Raw genomic sequence first — 17741 nt, 5'->3', positions numbered from 1 at the left:
CCGGGTCCCTTTTTTCCAGACCGCACAACGGGAGAATTGAGATGTTGAAAAAGGCCATTCTGATCGGCCTCGCACTGGTGGCCGCAGGCAACACACCCGTGGCTGCCAAACCCAAGGCCATGATCGAGCGCACGCAAAACTCGCCCACTGCCGTAATTTCCAGCACCGTCACCGTCCCGCCGGGCAGCAGGATCGTCTATCTCTCCGGCTCAACCGCCTCGCCGCTCGATCCCGCCAAGCCAGAGGATCTGGGCGATACCAAGGCGCAGACCCTTTCCATTCTCACCAAGATGAAGGCGACGCTGGAAGGCATGGGCATGACCATGGGCGACATCGTCAAGATGAACGTCTTCCTCGTCGGCGTGCCGGAACGCGAGGGCAAGATGGACAGCCCGGCCATGAACGAGGTGTTCAAGACCTTCTTCGGCACGCCCGAGCAGCCCAACAAACCCGCCCGCTCGACCGTGCAGGTTGCGGCGCTGGGGCGGCCCTACGTCCTCGTCGAGATCGAGGGCATCGCCGCCAAGGCGCCTTGAGGCCAGCGGATGGGGGCCGTTCGCGGACGGGGGAGCAGACTATGACGGAAATGAACGAACCCACCCGGCGGGAGCTGTTCTCGCTGATCGGCAAGGCGGGGGGCGCCATTGCCATGTATCAGGCGATGACGGCGCTGGGCCATGCGGCGGAAACGCAGTTTACCGGCCCGCCAAAGCTCTCTCCGGCCCGGAAGGGCGGCTCGGTTCTGGTGCTGGGTGCAGGGCTGGCAGGGATGGTGGCCGCTTATGAACTCTCCAGGGCAGGCTATAAGGTCACGGTGCTTGAGTATCAGGACCGGCCCGGTGGACGGAATTACTCGGTGCGGGGCGGAGACAAGATCGTCGAGGTGGGCGGCGTAACGCAGACGGTTGGCTTTGCACCCGGCAACTATCTCAACCCCGGCCCATGGCGCATTCCGCACCACCATCGCTCGCTGCTCTATTACTGCAGACTGTTCGGGGTGGAGCTGGAGCCGTTCATCCAGATGAACCACAACAGCTTCGTTCACAACAGCAAGGCGTTCGGGGGCAAGCCTCAGCGTTACAAGGAGCTGGCCGTCGACTTCAAGGGACACGTCTCGGACCTGCTGGGCAAGGCGCTCAACGCAGGCGCGCTCGACGCCAGGGTCGGCAAGGAAGACAAGGAAAAGCTGCTGGAGGCGTTGCGCTCCTGGGGCGTGCTCGACAAGGACATGGCCTACACGTCCAGCCTGCGCGTATCCGGCCAGCGCGGCTATGACAAGGCGCCCGGCGGCGGGGTGGACGGCGCGCCGACGCCATCCAAGATCAACAGCCTGTCGGACATTCTCGACGCACGCGTGTGGGACCAGATGTCCTTCTATTTCAACTATGTGATGCAGACGACGATGTTCCAGCCCAAGGGCGGCATGGACATGATCGGCAAGGCCTTCGCGAAGCAGCTGGGCAAGGCGATCCGGCTCAACACCAAGGTCACGAAGGTGGCGCAGGACGACACGGGCGTCACCGCGAGCTGGGAAGACGTCGTCACCGGACAGAAGAGCGAGACGAAGGCCGACTGGTGCGTGTGCACCATCCCGCTGCCGGTCGCGAACCAGCTGGACTTGCAGGTGAGCCCTGCGCTCAAGGCGGCGATGAAGGCGGTCGGCTATAGCACCCAGTGCAAGATCGGCCTCGAAATGCGCAGCCGCTTCTGGGAAGAGAACTACTCAATCTACGGCGGGCATAGCTTCACCGACCAGACGATCGGGCTGATATCCTATCCCAACAACAATATGCACAAGGACGGCCCGGCCGTGCTTTTGGGCGCATTCGCGTCAGACGCGCGCGGGCTGATGCTGGCGGGCATGACGCCGGAGCAGCGCATTGAAACGGCGCTGGCGCAAGGGTCGGTGTTTCATCCCGAGGAGTATCGCAGGGAGTTCCTGAACGGCGCATCGGTGGCGTGGAGCCGCATCCCGTGGATATTGGGTTGCACCTCGCGCTGGACCGAGGAAAACCGGTCGGCGCATTACCAGAATCTGGTGGCGCTCGATGGCCGCTTCGTGCTCGCGGGTGAGCATGCCTCTTATTATGGCGGCTGGATGGAGGGATCGCTCCTGTCGGGGCTGGATGCCATCACCCGCATCCATCAGCGAGCAAACGTGGCATGAGGAGAATCTGGCGATATGCCGCGCCGGCCGCAGCGTTGGCGGTGCTGGGCATGGCCGTGGCGGTAAAGGCGCAGGACGCGCCGGGCGGCGGGCCGAGCAACGTCCAGGTCTCGGACGAGGGCAAGCTCGTTTATGAGCAGATCTGCCAGGCCTGCCACATGGCCGATGCCAAAGGCGGCGGTGGGGCGGGAGCCGCTATCCCCGCGCTCGCCAACAACCCCAACCTCGCCAAGCCCGAGTTCATGATCGAGATATTGCAGAAGGGGCGCGGCGGCATGCCCTGGTTCACCGACATGCTCACCCCCGCCCAGATGGCGGCGGTCATCACCTATGTGCGCAGCCATTTCAACAGTTACCCCGACCCTGTGACCGAAGCGGATGTGAAGCGCTTTGCCGCGGGAGCGGGGCACAAGCCGGATTGCAACTGCGCGCAGTAACACTGCCCGGCAGGGGCAAGGTCGCGAACAAAGGGAAAGACGATGATGGACATGAATGCGCAGACCCGGCGCGAACTGCTGGCGATGATCGGCAAGGTCGGTGGAGGTCTCGCCATGTATCAGGCGATGACGGCGCTGGGCCATGCGGCGGAGACCCAGTTCACCGGCCCGCCAAAGCTTTCGGGTGCGAGGCCGGGGTCGTCGGTGCTGGTGCTGGGGGCCGGGCTCGCGGGCATGCTGGCGGCCTATGAGCTGCGCAACGCGGGCTACAAAGTCACGGTGCTGGAATTTCAGAACCGGCCCGGCGGGCGGAACTATTCGGTGCGCGGCGGAGACAAGATCGTCGAGGTTGGCGGTGCGAGCCAGACAGTCGGCTATGCGCCCGGCAACTATCTCAACCCCGGCCCGTGGCGTATCCCGCACCACCACCGCACGCTGCTGCATTATTGCAAGCAGTTCGGGGTGGAGCTGGAGCCGTTCATCCAGATGAACCACAATGCCTTCATCCACCGGACGGACACCTTGGGCGGCAAGCCTCAGCGTTACAAGGAACTGGCCGTCGACTTCAAGGGCCATGTCTCCGAACTGCTGGGCAAGGCGCTCAACGCCGGATCGCTCGATGCCAAGGTGACCGCAGAGGACAAGCAGAAGCTGATCGAGGCATTGCGCGATTGGGGCGCGCTGGACAAGGACTTGTCCTATGGCTCCACCCTCAAGGTCTCCAGCCAGCGCGGCTACGACAAGGCGCCCGGCGGCGGGGTGGACGGCGCGCCGACGCCATCCAAGATCAACGGCCTGTCCGACGTCCTATCTTCGCAGGTGTGGACGCAGATGGGCTTTTATTTCAGCACGGTAATGCAGACGACGATGTTCCAGCCGAAGGGCGGCATGGACATGATCGGCAAGGGCTTTGCCAGGCAGCTGGGCAAGATCATCCGCTACAATACTCAGGTGACCCGGCTCGCGCAGAGCGAGGCGGGCGTGACCGCGAGCTGGACCGATACCGCCACCGGCGCGAGCGGAGAAACGAAAGCGGACTGGTGCGTGTGCACGATACCCGCGACAATCCTCAGCCAGATCGACCTGCAGGTAAGCGACGCGAAGAAGGCGGCGCTCAAGGCTCTTCCCTATAATAATTCGGTGAAGATCGGCCTCGAAATGCGCAGCCGTTTCTGGGAGGAAAAATACTCCATTTATGGCGGGCACAGCTTCACCGATCAGGCGATCAGCCTGATCTCCTATCCGAACTATAATTTCTTCAAGGGCGGCCCAGCGGTGTTGCTGGGCGCCTTCGCGGGTGGGCCCGGGGGCTATCAACTCGCCGGAATGACGCCCGAGCAGCGCATCGAAATGGCGCTGGCGCAAGGGTCGGTGTTCCACCCGGACGAGTATCGCCGGGAGTTCCTGAACGGCGCATCGGTGGCGTGGAGCCGCATGCCGTGGATCATGGGGTGCTGCGCGACGTGGACGGAGGATAGCCGGGCGCAGCACTATCAGAATCTCGTCGCGCTGGACGGCCGCATCATACTTGCCGGTGAACATGCATCTTATTACGGCTGTTGGATGGAGGGCGCCCTGTTGTCTTCGCTTGATGCCGTCACCCGGCTGCATCAACGTGCCCAAGCGGCATGACGCCCCCCAATGTTGCAGCTCAAGACAGGCAGACACTTCGATGAACAAGACAATTCTCGCATTTTCTCTGGCGTTGGTGTCCCTTACCCCTGCGGCGGAGGCAGCACCGGGCAATCCGGTTAAAGGCAAGCAGGTCTATGCCAAGTGCATGGCGTGCCACAAACTGGACTCATCCGGCGCGTCGATGCTCGGCCCCAATCTCTACAAGGTCGTCAATCGGCCGATAGCGAGCGTCAAGACTTTCAAATATTCGCCGGCAATGATGCAGAAGAAGGGCAAATGGACCCCTGCCCTGCTGGATGCCTACCTCGCCTCCCCTTCCAAGGCGATCCCCGGCAATCGCATGCCGTTCGCCGGCCTCTCCAAAGCAGAGGACCGGGCGGACGTGATCGCCTATATCGTCGCCTCCTCAAAATGACGAAACCTGGGCGAAGCATTGCGCTGTGGGTGTACGCGGGACTCTTGCCCGCCGCCCTGCTTGCGGGATGCTCCGCCGAGGACATGGGCAAGAAGCGTCCGCCACCTCTGGTCGGCGCCACGGCGGCCACGCCACATGTTTTCGTGGATCGCATAGAGGCTGTGGGCACGGCGCGCGCCAACGAGCAGGTAACGATCTCCGCCTCGGTCACGGAGCGGGTGGAACGGATATTGTTCGACGATGGCATGTTCGTCGGCCGAGGGCAGTTGCTGGCGGTGTTGAGCCAGGGGCAGGAGCGGGCAATGCTCGACGGTGCGCTCGCGACGGAACGGCAGGCCCAGTCTCAGCTCGACCGGATCAAGGAGCTCAACACACGCGGCTTCGTCACCCAGACGCTCTATGATCAGCAGATCGCGGCGGTGGCGCGCGCACGCGCCGACGCCGCCGAGGCGCGGGCGCAGATTGGCGACCGGATGATCCGCGCGCCCTTTTCCGGCTATGCCTCGCTGCGCACCATCTCGGCAGGCACGATCGTCAATGCCGGGGTCCCGCTCGTGACGATCAGCGACGTGTCGCGGATCAAGCTCGATTTTACCGTACCCGAAACGCGCCTCGGCCAATTGCGCGTGGGCCAGCCGATCGAGGCGCTGGCCGCCGCCTTCCCCGGCCAGCCGTTCCGGGGGCGCATCAGCAGCATCGACCCGGTGATCGATCCGTCGAGCCGCGCGGTCTTGGTGCGCGCCACGCTGCCCAACCCTGGTGCGCGCATCAAGCCCGGCATGCTGATGAACGTGAGGGTGGAGCTGGGTTCGCGCACCTCCACCGCCGTGCCCGAGATCGCAGTGCTGGCAGACGGAGACAAACGCTATGTGTTCGTCGTTACGCCGGACGCCAAGGCAAAGCGCGTGCCGGTGCGGGTGGGCCTGCGGGATACCGGATTGACGGAGGTTTTCGGGCTGGATGCGGGCCAGAAGGTGATCGGCGACGGCGTCGTCAAGGTATCGGACGGCATGACGGTGCGGCTGGCCGGCAAGGGAGGCAAGGGCGCCAAGGCCGGTCCGGGGGCGTCATGATCCTCTCCGATCTCAGCGTGCGCAGGCCCGTCGTTGCGGCGGTGATGGCGCTGCTGATGACGATCGTCGGGATCGTCGCGTACAATCAACTCTCGGTGCGCGAATGTCCTGACACCGATCCGCCGGTAATCTCCGTGCAGACCGTCTATACCGGGGCGAGCGCGAGCGTGATCGAGAGCCGCATCACCCAGCCGCTGGAAGACCGGCTGGCGGGCGTCGAGGGGATCGAGACAATCAGCTCTCGCTCCACGGATGGCCGGTCGGACATCACGATCGAGTTCAAGGCGGGCCGCAACATCGATTCCGCCGCCAACGACGTGCGGGACCGCGTTGCCGCAGGCGCTGCGGACCGGCCCGACGATGCCTTGCCGCCCGAGGTCCGCAAGGTCGACGCAGACGCCATGCCGATCATCTTCTTTTTCGTCAGCGCTCCAAACTGGGATCCGATAAAGCTGGGTGAGTATGTGGACCGGGTGGTCATCGATCGGTTGTCTGCGCTCGATGGGGTTGCGCAGGTGACGGCGACAGGCCTGGCGCGTCCCTCTATGCGTATCTGGCTCGATCCCGGTCGGCTCAGCGCCTATGGGCTGACCCCCCGCGACGTGGAGAATGCGCTGCGTAGCCAGAATGTCGAGCTGCCTGCGGGCAGGATCGAAGCCCGCCAGCAGAATGTCACCCTCAGGATCAACCGCGCCTTCACCACACCGGCGGATTTCCGCGCGCTGGTGATCGGGCGTGGGCCGGATGGGTATCTTGTCCGGCTCGGTGATGTTGCGCGGGTGGAAGAAGGCCCGGAAAACCCCTATTCGCGCTTTCGGTTCGATGGCGAACAAGGCATAGGCCTGGGCGTGGTCCGCCAGTCAGGCGCCAATACGCTGGAGGTCGCCCGAGACACCAAGGCGACGATGGCGGAGCTGGCCAAGGATCTGCCGCCCGGCGTCAGCATCCAGACGGGAAGCGACTCCTCGCTCTTTATCGAACAGGCGATCAAGGGCGTCTGGACGACACTGATCGAGGCAGCCATTCTCGTTACCATCGTCATATTCCTGTTTCTGGGAAGCTGGCGCGCGACGATCATTCCCGCGATCACGGTGCCGATCTGTCTGCTCGGCACGTTCACCGCGTTGTGGCTGCTCGGCTATTCGATCAACCTGCTGACACTGCTTGCCCTTGTGCTCGCGATCGGCCTCGTCGTCGATGACGCCATCGTCGTGCTGGAGAATGTCGAGCATCGCATCCAGTCCGGCGAGCCGCCCCTGCTCGCGGCGTTCGCGGGGACGCGCCAGGTCGGGTTCGCCGTCATTGCGACGACTTTGGTTGTGTGTGCGGTGTTCGTGCCGGTGATGTTCCTGGCGGGCCAGACGGGCCTGTTGTTTCGCGAGCTGGCCGCCGCGATGGTTGCGGCCATTGCGATCTCCGGGTTCCTCGCTTTGTCTCTGACGCCCATGCTCTGCTCCAAGCTGCTGGTGCAGACCGAGCGCGGCGGATTTCATGACAAGGTGCACAGGGTGATCGAGCGGGTCACGGCCGGATATGGGCGTTCGCTCGAAGCGGCGATGCGGCATGGCGGGCGCGTGGCGCTGGGAACCTTGGTGCTGATCGGCGTGGCCGCGTATTTCTTCACCACGCTGGAGAATGAACTGGTGCCGCAGGAGGATGTCGGAGTCATCGACGTCCGCTTGACCGCCCCGGAGGGCACCAGCTTCGCGCAGCTCGATACCTATGTCGCCAAGGCCGAAGATCTGCTCAAGCCGCTGATCGGCGAGCAAGGCATACGCGGCCTCAATGCGCGCCTGCCGCTGGGCCAGGGTGCGGTGGAGGATTTCGATGGCGCCAGCATGGTCATCTTCCTGCGCCCATGGGATGAAAGATCGGCGACGTCTCAGGATGTCGCGGCGCTCATCAACAAACAGCTGGCTGGGCTGGCCGCGATGCGCGGCAATGCCGTCGTCCGCTCGTCACTGGGGCGCGGGCGGGGCCAGCCGGTCAACTTCGTGCTGACCGGCAACAGCTATGCCGAGCTGGCCCGCGCGCGAGACCGGATCCTGGCGGCGGCGCGGGACTATCCCGGCATCGTCAATCTCGATGCCGATTATGTCGAGAGCAAGCCGCAGCTCCTCATCGATGTCGACCGGCAACGGGCAGGCGACCTCGGCATTTCGGTGGATGATGTCAGCCAGGCGCTCCAGACATTGATGGGTTCGCGCAGGGTGTCGACCTATGTGCGGAGTGGCGAGGAATATCGCGTCATCGTGCAGGCGGATCTCGCCGGGAGGGATAGCGAGGAGCGGCTAGACTCCGTCTATGTGCGGGCGCGGAGCGGCGAGCTGGTGCCGCTCTCCAACGTCGTCACCGTGCGCGAGGCCGCCACCGCGCGCGAGCTGGGGCGCTTCAACAAGCTGCGGGCGATCACGCTTCAGGGCGCGATCGAGCCGGGTTACACGCTGGGCCAGGCGCTGGAGTTTCTGGAGCAGGAGGCTCGCAATTCGCCAGAAGTGCTGGCCGTGGGCTACCGTGGCGAGAGCCAGGCGCTGAAGCAGACGGGCGGGTCGATCTGGGCGGTGTTCGGCATCACGGTCCTCGTCATCTATCTGCTCCTTGCTGCCCAGTTCGAGAGTTTCGTGCACCCACTCGTCATCATCTCTGCGGTGCCGCTGGCGGTGGCGGGCGGGGTCATCGGCCTCGTCCTCACGGGCGGCACGATCAACCTGTTCAGCCAGATCGGGGTGGTGATGCTGGTGGGGCTGGCCGCAAAGAACGGCATATTGATCGTGGAATACGCCAATCAGCTGCGTGACGAGGGCCAGAGCGTCGACCAGGCGATCAACGAGGCCTCGGTGCGGCGACTTCGGCCGATAGTCATGACATCGCTCGCTACCGTGACGGGCGCGGTGCCGCTGGCGATTGCCACCGGCGCAGGCGCGGGCGCACGCGGGGCGATCGGAGTCGTCATCGTCTTCGGGGTCACGATAGCGACGGCGGTCACGCTCTACATCGTGCCGCTGCTCTATCGCGCGCTGGCTCCCTATACCAGCTCGCCGCAACATGTCGCGCGGCGGCTGCGTGGATATCTGGCCGGTAGCAAGACACCGAGTGCGCAGATGCCTCCCAGCGCAACCCCGGCCGAATAAACGAATGCCGGGCAAAGGGGGCGTCCCTAGAGTCCTGCCAAAAAGGCCTTTCCGAGCGTGTCGAAGGGTGGGAACCGGTTTTGCGCCAAAACGATGCGGCAACAAAAAGATGGAGCATCGTGCGCAAAAGTGGGAACCGGTTTTGCGCAAAAACGATGCGGCAACAGAAACTTAGAGCGCGCTTGCGTCAGATTTGACGCAGCGCGCTCCAGCCCTGCATTGCTTGTCGTCAGTGTCCCTTATCGACAGGTAAACCCGCCGTCCGGAGACACGGCCTCAGTTAGAGACAACGCGTGAAGCGGCGTTGTACCGGGCGAGTTGCAGCACGGTGGTCTCGGCATTTGCCGCCATCTCGCGCTGGCACTGCCAGTCCGGGCTGGCCGACCGGCTGATCTGATCATCCGGCGTGGCGCAGGCATTGGCGATGGCGCGCTTCATCCGGTCACGCAGCTTGGCAACATCTTCCGGCTTGCTGAGGTCAAGACCTGCAGTCGAGACATTGGCGGCGATCTTCTCCCGTGACACTTCGGCTGCCGACGCCGTCAGGGGGACAGCCAGCAGACCGATAACCGCAAATGCGGTGCTCAGTTTCTTCATGATAATGCTCCTTGCAAACATCGTATTTTCTGTATGGTGATCTGTCAGTCCCGCCCGGTCTTCCGGTGCCTGGTCCTGCAAAGCAATTCTGACGCGCTCTGGTTCCATTTTAATGACAAATGATGAACAGGACAACAATCTGCCTGTGATGCGCCGCAGCAATCCGCGGTTTTTTCATGCTGCACCCGCTTTATCGTCGGGTATCGGGAGGCGGGTGAATAGAATAGACCTACCAACCATTTCCGAAAAAATGTGAAGAGGCGGCTGAACCTCAGTATTACACAATTGCATGGTCGCAAGGGCGGCCGGACTGTGCGGCGGCTACGCGGATTTCCGCAATCTTTTCTGAGAATTCTTCAAAATCAACCATTTGAACCCAGTCTTCAGAAAGGCGGGAGCCGGCAAACGCCTGCTGACGAACGAACCTGATAACACTAATATTGCGAGCGAACCCTGCAGAAGCCCGGCGTTTGCCCCGCACTTTCGGGAGAACGTCGCGCAGCCCTGCGTGAGACGTCCCGAGCCTGCGCTCTCGCAACAGCAAAAATCTTTTCTCATTTTTTTCATGAATTTCTGCTGCTTAGGTCGTGTTTTGGCTGTCCTGATGGTCACTGCATGGACGTTAGCCTGAGTCGTCTGCCTTTTAGCCGAGCCATCATGGCAACACTTCACCGCCACAAGATGGCTGCTATTGCCCATTGAGGGCATCAGCCCCCTGTGTCGGGAATAGAAGCCCGATCACTCCGTATCCGGCCCAGCCAGGGCTGCGAGAGTGGCGGTGGCCATGTCTGAAACAACCGGCTATTGGACGGGGGAACCACCGACAACGGCCGATAACCCGCATGGCGCACAGCGCCCAAAAGCTGAGGAAACCCCTGACCGATGCTGCCGGAGACCCTGACAACTGCCGTACCGCCAACACCGCGCGCCTGGTACGCACATCTCTACGTTCAGGTGTTGCTCGCGATACTCGGCGGCGTGGCGCTCGGTCATTTCTTTCCCGCAACGGGGGAAGCGCTGAAGCCGCTGGGCGACGCGTTCATCAAACTCGTGAAGATGGTCATCGCTCCGGTCATCTTCCTCACCATCGTCACCGGTATTGCGGGCTTGCGCGATCTTTCATCCGTCGGGCGTATCGCCGCCAAGACCTTCGCCTATTTTCTCTTTTTCTCCACGCTGGCGCTGATCGTTGGTCTTCTCGTAGCCAACACGGTGCGGCCCGGCGACGGCCTCAACATCGACCCCGCGAGCCTCGATGCATCGAAGGTCACCGACTTTGCCGACAAGGCGCACGAAACGACGATCACAGGTTTTCTGACTGCCATCATTCCCGAAACCTTTCTCTCGTCCCTGAGCGGGGGCAACATCCTGCAGGTCCTGTTCGTCTCGATCCTGTTCGGCATCGCCCTTGCAACTGTGGGGGAGCGAGGCGCGCGGGTGCTTGGACTGTTCGAAGAGGTATCGCTCATTTTCTTCCGCCTTGTCTCGATCGTGATGAAGGCGGCGCCGGTTGGCGCATTCGCGGCAATGGCGTTCACCATCGGCAAATATGGCATTGCGAGCATCGCCAGCCTCGCACAGCTGGTGGCGACCTTCTACGTCACGTCTCTGTTTTTCGTGTGCGTAGTGCTGGGGTTGGCGGCGCGCATCGCGGGCTTTTCGATTTTCCGCCTGATCGCCTATCTCAAGGCGGAACTGCTGCTGGTGCTCGGCACCTCGTCATCTGAAAGCGCGCTGCCCGCTCTCGTCGAAAAGCTCGAACGCGCGGGGTGCCCCAAGACGGTCGTCGGCCTCGTCATCCCCACCGGCTACAGCTTCAACCTAGACGGCACGAATATCTATATGACGCTGGCCGCGCTGTTCATTGCGCAGGCCTGCAACGTTGAGTTGACGCTCGGGCAGCAGGCCATGCTGCTCGGCGTGGCGATGATATCGTCCAAGGGCGCGGCGGGCGTGACCGGCGCGGGCTTCATTACCCTCGCCGCCACGCTATCGATCGTGCCGAGTGTACCGGTCGCAGGCATGGCGCTGATCCTGGGCGTGGACCGCTTCATGTCCGAATGCCGCAGCCTCACCAATTTCATAGGAAATGCAGTCGCCGCCGTCGTCGTGTCCCGCTGGGAAGGCCGGCTCGACCGCGCCCAGTTCGATGCCGCGCTGGCGGGGCTGCTCCCGCCCGTAGAGCGCCTTCCGGCAGGTGAGGTCGAAGCCTGACTGCCGCATCCTGAACGATCACCGGCACTGCACTGTCTCCCTGCGGGGCAATGCGATCACAACTGACCGCAGTTAACCAAATTGGCGCGGAACTTCCCGGGCGACGGGGATTTAATGTGTCAGACACAATGCGATGAAGTGTGCTCCATTCACCGCAAACTGTTCGCTTCGCATCTGCAATAATTTATTGAAATCAAACGCTTAGCCTCAGCACTCAGGAATCGGGATTGTTTATGCGCCATCTTCTAAAAATAGCTTCCGCCGCCGCCCTGGCAACCGTAATGCTCGGCAGCGCCCATGCGTCTGTCTATACCTTCAACTTCCAGGGTAATGACAACAGCAACACGTTTGGCACGCTCGGTAATTCGCGGACGGCTACCGCGTCGAACGGCACGAGCTCTTTGAGTGTGCGCGCCACGGCCTGGAATTTCTCCGGAGGCACAACCAATGCCAGTTACCTTGGCAACTACGCGGCCGGGCTCGGCAACAAGGACAATGCTGCCGACGAGCATTTAGTGGACAGCTTCGGCGCGACCGACTTCATCCTCCTCCAGTTCAGCACCCCGGTGACGCTGACCAGCGCGATTTTCAACGCGTTCAGCAGCCCGAACTTCAATCAGAAGAGCGACTCCGATGCCAACATTCGCGTGGGCACCGGAGGCATGAACTGGACGACAAATCCGTTCAGTGACGGCGCCTCGCAGGCGTCTGTGCTGGCGATGTTCCCGACGATGTTCACGTCATATGTCACCAGCAACTCCTCAAGCCCGCGTCCGCTCAACACCGGCTCTCTGCGCAGCACGTCGTGGATCATTGAAGCTGGCGGTGCGGACAGCCTGATCGACGGGTTCAAGATCGGCCAGGTTACGGCGAGCGCCGTTCCCGAGCCGGCGACCTGGGCGCTCATGATCCTTGGTTTCGGCGCCGCTGGCGTAGCGCTGCGCAGCCGTCGCGCCAAGGCCGCCAGGGTTCATTACGCTTTTTAAGAGTTTGCTGCGGTTGCAGCACAGCTCGGCTATGACATCGACCGGTCAGCTCGCAGGAGCTGGCCGGTTTTTGTTTAGAGCGATTTCCAGTCAGATGGAATCATCTGACGATTCAGAAATCGTGGTAAAACAAAATCTTAGAGAGTATCGTGCGCAAAAGTGGGAACCGGTTTTGCGCCAAAACGATGCGGTAAAACAAAAACTTGCAGCGCGCTGACCGATCCAGATTTAACGCAGCGCGCTCTAGGGGCTGTGGGGATTCAGTTCAGATGGAGCCGGGGCCGCAGGCGACCGCAGGGCAAAAGGGGGATTTTCGAGCATCGGAGCGCAGCGTACTTAAAGGTACGTGAGCACCGAAGCGCAGAAAATAGCGCCTTGCAGGCCTATATGGACTGAATCCCCACAGCTCCTAGAGCGGTTGATCTGATCAAGTCAGATCGAAAACCGCTCTAGGGAGCTGACATCGGCAAAAGCGTTGCTCATAGGGCATCGTGCAAACGGCCTGTCTTGAGCTTGTCGAAGGGTGGGGGCCGGTTTTTGGAAAAAACGATGCGACAACACAAAGACAGAGCGCGCGTCTTGCGTCAGATTTAACGCAGCGCGCCACAGAAAAAGGCCCGTCGAGAAGACGGGCCTTATCCTTTATTCCAGCGCGCTCCGCCTCGAGGCGTGGGCGCGTGTCAGGTCAGGCGACCAGGCCGCCTGCCGCCATGAACGCCGAATAGCCGTTCGAGATCACCAGATTCTGAACATGGCCCGTGCCATCGTCGATCACCAGCAGCAGCGCGTTGGTGCTGCCCATCTGCGAAGCCGAGACGGATACACCGGCGTTGATCGCGCTGATCATCGCATTGTGCAGGCCGGTCCAGCCACGAATGTGGACTTGGCCGCCATCGCCAAGCGCATTGGCGCCGAGCGCGTCGACGAAAGTGCCTGCGGCAAAACCGTCCAGCGCCAGAATGTCGTTGTCAACACCTACTTCCTCGGTGAAGGTAAGGTCGAGGATCTTGTCGGTGTCCGAGCCGTCGACGATGTCGCTGATGTCGATCTTGAAAATGTCATTTCCAAGGCCGCCAAACAGAGAGTCGTTACCAGCGCCGCCATCCAGCGAGTCGTCATATTTGCCGCCGCGCAGACTGTCGTCTCCGCCCAGGCCCTGCATGTTGCTGCCATCCGGGTCGTCCGTCGCGCGAATCAGCCCGCCAGCGCCGCCATTGGAAACATAGGTTTGGAGTCCATCGGGAGTTAGTGCCATGATCGTGGTCCTTTCAAATACGGGGAGTTAGGATGATTATCGCGACCATGCGTGCCTTATTGAGGTTATGTTAACCTATATTCCGGGATTACACCCTAATAAAAACGACCGCCAGAGCATTCTCTGGCGGTTCGTCGCAAATATGGGGGCAGAGCGGAGCTGCCGCCCTATGATAATTCAGGCAGCTGCAGTCGCAAACTTGACCGAGACCCGGCGACGGCGCATCGCATAGCCGACCGCGCCAAGGCCGAGGATCATCATGCCCCAGGTGGCCGGCTCAGGCGCCGAGGCGAAGGTCACGGTGCCGGTGTAGCTGCCGAGCGCCTGCGCGAATCCCTTGACCGAAAGGGTCTGCGCACCCGCAACGACCGGCTGGTTCACTAGCTGCTGCAGCTCTACGGCGCCGGACGAAACCACCGACAGGATCACGTTATTGAAGCGCACCGAGTTGGTGGCGAAGTTGACATTCGTTCCCGGGCCGCTCTGGGTCGAACCGAGAACCACCGTCGCCTTACCCGCCATCGGGAAGTTGAAAGTATAGACATCGGTGAACTTGCCGGAACCTGCGCCCGGCGTGTTCCCGAAGGGAATCACCAGGGTCAGGGCGCTCGCGGCGGCGGGAGCGGCCAGAGCAACCAGAGCGCCAGCCAGAGCGCCGGCATATTTACGCTTGATCTTCATAAGTTTACTCCCACCTGTTCAAAGACGTGCTCCATGGCGCTCGCCATCGATACCGCCAACCGTTTCTTACCGAATATGGTTAACATAGACTAAACTTTTGCGCATCGCAACATTTCAACCGTCGCAATGCAGCGTCAGTTCAACGTTTCGTCCTATTTCGGAACCGGAACGCCTGCGGACCGGCGCAAGAAATTGATTCGCTGGCGCAGCGCGGCGCGCTATTTGCGGAAAAGATTCGCCAGCTCGCGCGGTTGGATCGGCACCGGCCCGCCATCGGCCGTGACAGCGGCACGGACCGGCGCGGTGCCAGCAGGAGCCTCCCCATCAAATCGAACCCAGCCCCCCGGGCCCAGCCGCTCCATCGGCTGATAGCGCACCTTGTACTGCATCCGCTTTGATCCCTCGACCCAATAGCCGAGATAGACATAAGGCAGGCCGGATTTCCGGGCGCGCACGATATGATCCATGATGATGAAGTTGCCCATCCCCGGGCGCACATCCGCATCCGGCTCGAAGAAGCTGTAGATCATCGAGAGGCCGTCACCCTGCCGATCCGTCAGACAGGCCCCCACGAGCCGGCCGGGCGTGCCATCGCGCGTCGGCTCGCGATACTCGATGATATAGCTGTCGACCGGCGAGTGCTCGACCATGTCGGCATAGTCCAGCTCGTCCATCTCCGTCATGCCGCCGCCGGGGTGGCGAGTGTGAAGATAGCGCTGGAGCAGTGCGTATTGCTCCTCCGTCGACCAGGGCTTGCACACGCTCACAACCAGATCGCTGTTGCGCTTCATCAGCTTGCGCTGGCTGGCGTTGGGCACAAACTCGTCCGTCACCACCCGCACGGAAACGCACGCCGCGCAGTCCGCACAGCTGGGGCGATAGGCGACATTCTGGCTGCGGCGAAAGCCGATACGGCCCAGCGCGTCGTTGAGTTCGCTGGCGTTATCACCCGAAAGCTCGGTAAAGACCTTACGCTCGCTCCGCCCCGGCAGATAGGGGCACGGGCTTGGGCTTGTCACAAAAAAACGGGGAAAGCGGAACGGCGCGGTCAACCTCTTGTCACCCTCATCAATAGCATGCGACCCGCAGCATGACGCGCCGCTTCCCCACATAATGCCGGGCATCGGCCGCCATTAAAAGGGGTTTTACCACAAAAAGATTTACGGAGCGTTTTCTGGTGGCTCAGGCGATCGCGTCTCGGACTCGCCAAACAGATCCCGGGGAGAAACGCCCAGCGCGCGCGCCAGTTTCGCCACCATATCCACCGTCGGGCTTGCCTCGCCGCGCTCGATGCGTCCGAGATGCCGCATCGCTATGTCCGCCTCACCGGCGAGTTGCTCTTGGGTCAACAGGCGCTCTGCCCGCAACCTCCTGATATTCAGACCAACTTTGGCCGTCCAATCCATGCGGCGCACATGGCTATTGCGTCAATTTAATCCAGGACGTAAGTGTCCTTTCTTATCCTATTTTGGTCAATTTCGAGTCCGTGAGGCGGCTCCTTCGAAAATGACTTCAGGATAAACAACAAGAGCGAACCGTGACGCAAGGCTGACCTAGAGCATCGTGCCAAAAAGCCTGTCCTGAGCTTGTCGAAGGGTGGGAACCGGTTTTTGGCAAAAAAGCGATGCGCAACAAAAAGATAGAGCGCGCGTCTTGCGTCAGATTTAACGCAGCGCGCTCTAACTCTCGCCTCAGCGGGTTTCATGATTTGGCGATCGGCCAGCTTTGGTTTTTCTTGAAGCTGTGGGGCGGTGGCTGAAACGAGGCGGGTGCCGCGCAACACAATCCTGCGCGGTACCCGTTGCTTCACCCCCGGCCGCCGCGCGGTCCCTTGCGCGTGCCCGAAATGGTCAGGCGGTCGAAGGCATAACCCGCATCGGATAGCGCCTGCTCCAAAGCCATGGCGGCTGCGGGATCCTTGATCTCATATTCGATCTCGGTCGTCGTACTCTTGGCCGAAGGCACGCCAAATACGCGCTGGTGCGCCACCTCGATGATATTGGCATCGAAGCGGGTGAAGATACCCGCCACTTCCATCAGCGCGCCCGCCTTGTCCGGCAGGATGATAGACAGCCGCCCGATCTTGCCGGAGCGGGCAAGGTTGCGCAGGATCACATTGGCCAGGAAGCGCGGGTCGATATTGCCGCCGGTCAGCACCACGCCGATGGTCCGCCCCGCGAACTCCGGCCTGGGGTTGCCATCCTTGGTCGGCAGCAAGGTCGCCAGTGCCGCAGCACCCGCGCCCTCCACCACGGTCTTCTCGATATCGAGCAACAGCGAAATCGCCGTCTCGATGATCGATTCGTTGACGATACGCATCTCGTCAACCACGCCCATCACGAAGCGGGAGCTGAGCTGGCCGGGAAACTTGACCGCGATGCCTTCCGCGAGCGTATCTCCGCCACCGTCAATCTGCTTGCCGGTCTTCATGCTATAAAGCGCCGGATAGCGGTTTGACTGCACGCCGATCACGCGGATCCCGGGGTTGATCGCCTTCGCCGCGACGGCGCAGCCGGAGATGAGCCCGCCACCACCAACCGGGATCACCAGGGTGTCGATTGTCGGCACATCCGCCAGCATTTCAAGCGCGACCGTTCCCTGCCCCGCAATCACCGCCGGATCATCGAACGGGTGCACATAAGTAAGGCCCCGCTCCTGCTCCAGCTCGCGGCTATAGGCGTTGGCCTCGTCGAAATTCTCGCCATAGAGCACCACGGTCGCACCGTGGCCCTGCGTCTGGCTCACCTTCACCGTCGGCGTGGATTTGGGCATCACGATGGTGACGGGCACCCCGAGCCGCGCGCCATGATAGGCCAGCCCCTGCGCATGATTGCCCGCCGACGCCGCGATCACGCCGCGCGCACGCGCCTCGTCGCCGAGCAGCAGCAGGCGATTGAGCGCCCCGCGTTCCTTGTAGGCGGCGGTGAACTGCAGGTTCTCGAACTTGAGATACACGTCCGCGCCGACGATCTTCGAGAGCGTCTTGCTCAGCAGCGTCGGCGTCCGCACGATCGAGCTGCCGATCCGGGCATGAGCCGCGCGCACGTCGTCAATCGACACGGGCAGGCTGTTCGCTGCCACCGTGTCAATTTCCTGAAGGCTCGCACCCTGTGCCATCTGGCTCCATGCTCCGTATCAAAAACCGATTTG

Annotated in this window: 15 protein-coding genes and 1 pseudogene; 10 read left to right on the top strand and 6 right to left on the bottom strand. The window is 62.1% G+C overall.

Translation table 11 applies throughout. The features are described 5' to 3' along the window. Positions 1–41: 41 nt before the first annotated feature. Genes OOT33_RS10975 through OOT33_RS10945 form a run of 7 tightly spaced genes read left to right on the top strand, consistent with a single transcriptional unit; the run spans position 42 to position 8858 of the window. Positions 42–536, top strand: coding sequence for a Rid family hydrolase (locus OOT33_RS10975; RefSeq protein ID WP_307750067.1), 495 nt, complete (start codon positions 42–44; stop codon positions 534–536). A gap of 41 nt (positions 537–577) precedes the next feature. After that, complete coding sequence (locus tag OOT33_RS10970; protein ID WP_307750066.1) at positions 578–2167, top strand: FAD-dependent oxidoreductase; 1590 nt, start codon at positions 578–580, stop codon at positions 2165–2167. Next, positions 2164–2604 (top strand): c-type cytochrome, encoded by a 441-nt coding sequence (locus OOT33_RS10965; protein ID WP_307750065.1) that lies wholly within the window; start codon positions 2164–2166, stop codon positions 2602–2604. Before OOT33_RS10970 ends, OOT33_RS10965 begins: the two co-directional genes overlap by 4 nt. A 42-nt stretch (positions 2605–2646) precedes the next feature. Further along, on the top strand, positions 2647–4236 hold the full coding sequence (locus OOT33_RS10960; RefSeq protein WP_307750064.1) for an FAD-dependent oxidoreductase: 1590 nt from the start codon (positions 2647–2649) through the stop codon (positions 4234–4236). A 40-nt stretch (positions 4237–4276) separates the two neighbouring features. Then, positions 4277–4654, top strand: coding sequence for a c-type cytochrome (locus OOT33_RS10955; RefSeq protein WP_307750063.1), 378 nt, complete (start codon positions 4277–4279; stop codon positions 4652–4654). A 29-nt stretch (positions 4655–4683) separates the two neighbouring features. Further along, on the top strand, positions 4684–5727 hold the full coding sequence (locus OOT33_RS10950) for an efflux RND transporter periplasmic adaptor subunit (protein WP_307750062.1): 1044 nt from the start codon (positions 4684–4686) through the stop codon (positions 5725–5727). Beyond that, a complete protein-coding gene (locus tag OOT33_RS10945) occupies positions 5724–8858 on the top strand; it encodes an efflux RND transporter permease subunit (RefSeq protein ID WP_307750061.1) in 3135 nt (1044 codons plus the stop codon). Before OOT33_RS10950 ends, OOT33_RS10945 begins: the two co-directional genes overlap by 4 nt. A gap of 276 nt (positions 8859–9134) precedes the next feature. On the opposite strand, the gene OOT33_RS10940 is transcribed toward OOT33_RS10945, so the two are convergent. Next, entirely contained in the window at positions 9135–9455 is a 321-nt protein-coding gene (locus tag OOT33_RS10940; RefSeq protein ID WP_307750060.1) for a UrcA family protein, read from the bottom strand. A gap of 882 nt (positions 9456–10337) precedes the next feature. Here OOT33_RS10940 and OOT33_RS10935 point away from each other — a divergent pair. The 3 genes from OOT33_RS10935 (at position 10338) to OOT33_RS10925 (ending at position 12872) form a co-directional block, all read left to right on the top strand. Then, positions 10338–11669: a C4-dicarboxylate transporter DctA gene (locus OOT33_RS10935; protein WP_307750058.1), complete on the top strand. Its 1332-nt coding sequence runs from the start codon at positions 10338–10340 to the stop codon at positions 11667–11669. Between the two features lie 233 nt (positions 11670–11902). Continuing rightward, positions 11903–12655 (top strand): PEPxxWA-CTERM sorting domain-containing protein, encoded by a 753-nt coding sequence (locus OOT33_RS10930; RefSeq protein ID WP_307750057.1) that lies wholly within the window; start codon positions 11903–11905, stop codon positions 12653–12655. A gap of 31 nt (positions 12656–12686) precedes the next feature. Next, positions 12687–12872: a hypothetical protein gene (locus tag OOT33_RS10925; protein WP_307750056.1), complete on the top strand. Its 186-nt coding sequence runs from the start codon at positions 12687–12689 to the stop codon at positions 12870–12872. Positions 12873–13340: 468 nt separating this feature from the next. Here OOT33_RS10925 and OOT33_RS10920 read toward each other — a convergent pair whose 3' ends face one another. From OOT33_RS10920 to OOT33_RS10900, 5 genes and pseudogenes are all read right to left on the bottom strand, one after another. Further along, positions 13341–13910 (bottom strand): hypothetical protein, encoded by a 570-nt coding sequence (locus OOT33_RS10920; protein WP_307750055.1) that lies wholly within the window; start codon positions 13908–13910, stop codon positions 13341–13343. A 177-nt stretch (positions 13911–14087) separates the two neighbouring features. Beyond that, positions 14088–14552, bottom strand: a pseudogene (locus OOT33_RS10915) (FxDxF family PEP-CTERM protein); the annotation flags it as partial. Between the two features lie 257 nt (positions 14553–14809). Next, positions 14810–15643: an arginyltransferase gene (locus OOT33_RS10910; RefSeq protein WP_307750053.1), complete on the bottom strand. Its 834-nt coding sequence runs from the start codon at positions 15641–15643 to the stop codon at positions 14810–14812. A gap of 108 nt (positions 15644–15751) precedes the next feature. Next, positions 15752–15997 carry a helix-turn-helix domain-containing protein gene (locus OOT33_RS10905; protein WP_307750052.1) on the bottom strand — a complete coding sequence of 82 codons (246 nt, stop codon included), beginning with the start codon at positions 15995–15997 and terminating at the stop codon, positions 15752–15754. 400 nt (positions 15998–16397) lie between these two features. Continuing rightward, complete coding sequence (locus tag OOT33_RS10900; RefSeq protein WP_307750051.1) at positions 16398–17708, bottom strand: threonine ammonia-lyase; 1311 nt, start codon at positions 17706–17708, stop codon at positions 16398–16400. Positions 17709–17741 lie beyond the last annotated feature (33 nt).

The sequence above is a fragment of the Sphingobium sp. DEHP117 genome (genome assembly GCF_030867385.1).
In the GTDB taxonomy this organism is placed as follows: domain Bacteria; phylum Pseudomonadota; class Alphaproteobacteria; order Sphingomonadales; family Sphingomonadaceae; genus Sphingobium.
This window is presented reverse-complemented; position numbering and strand designations above follow the sequence as displayed.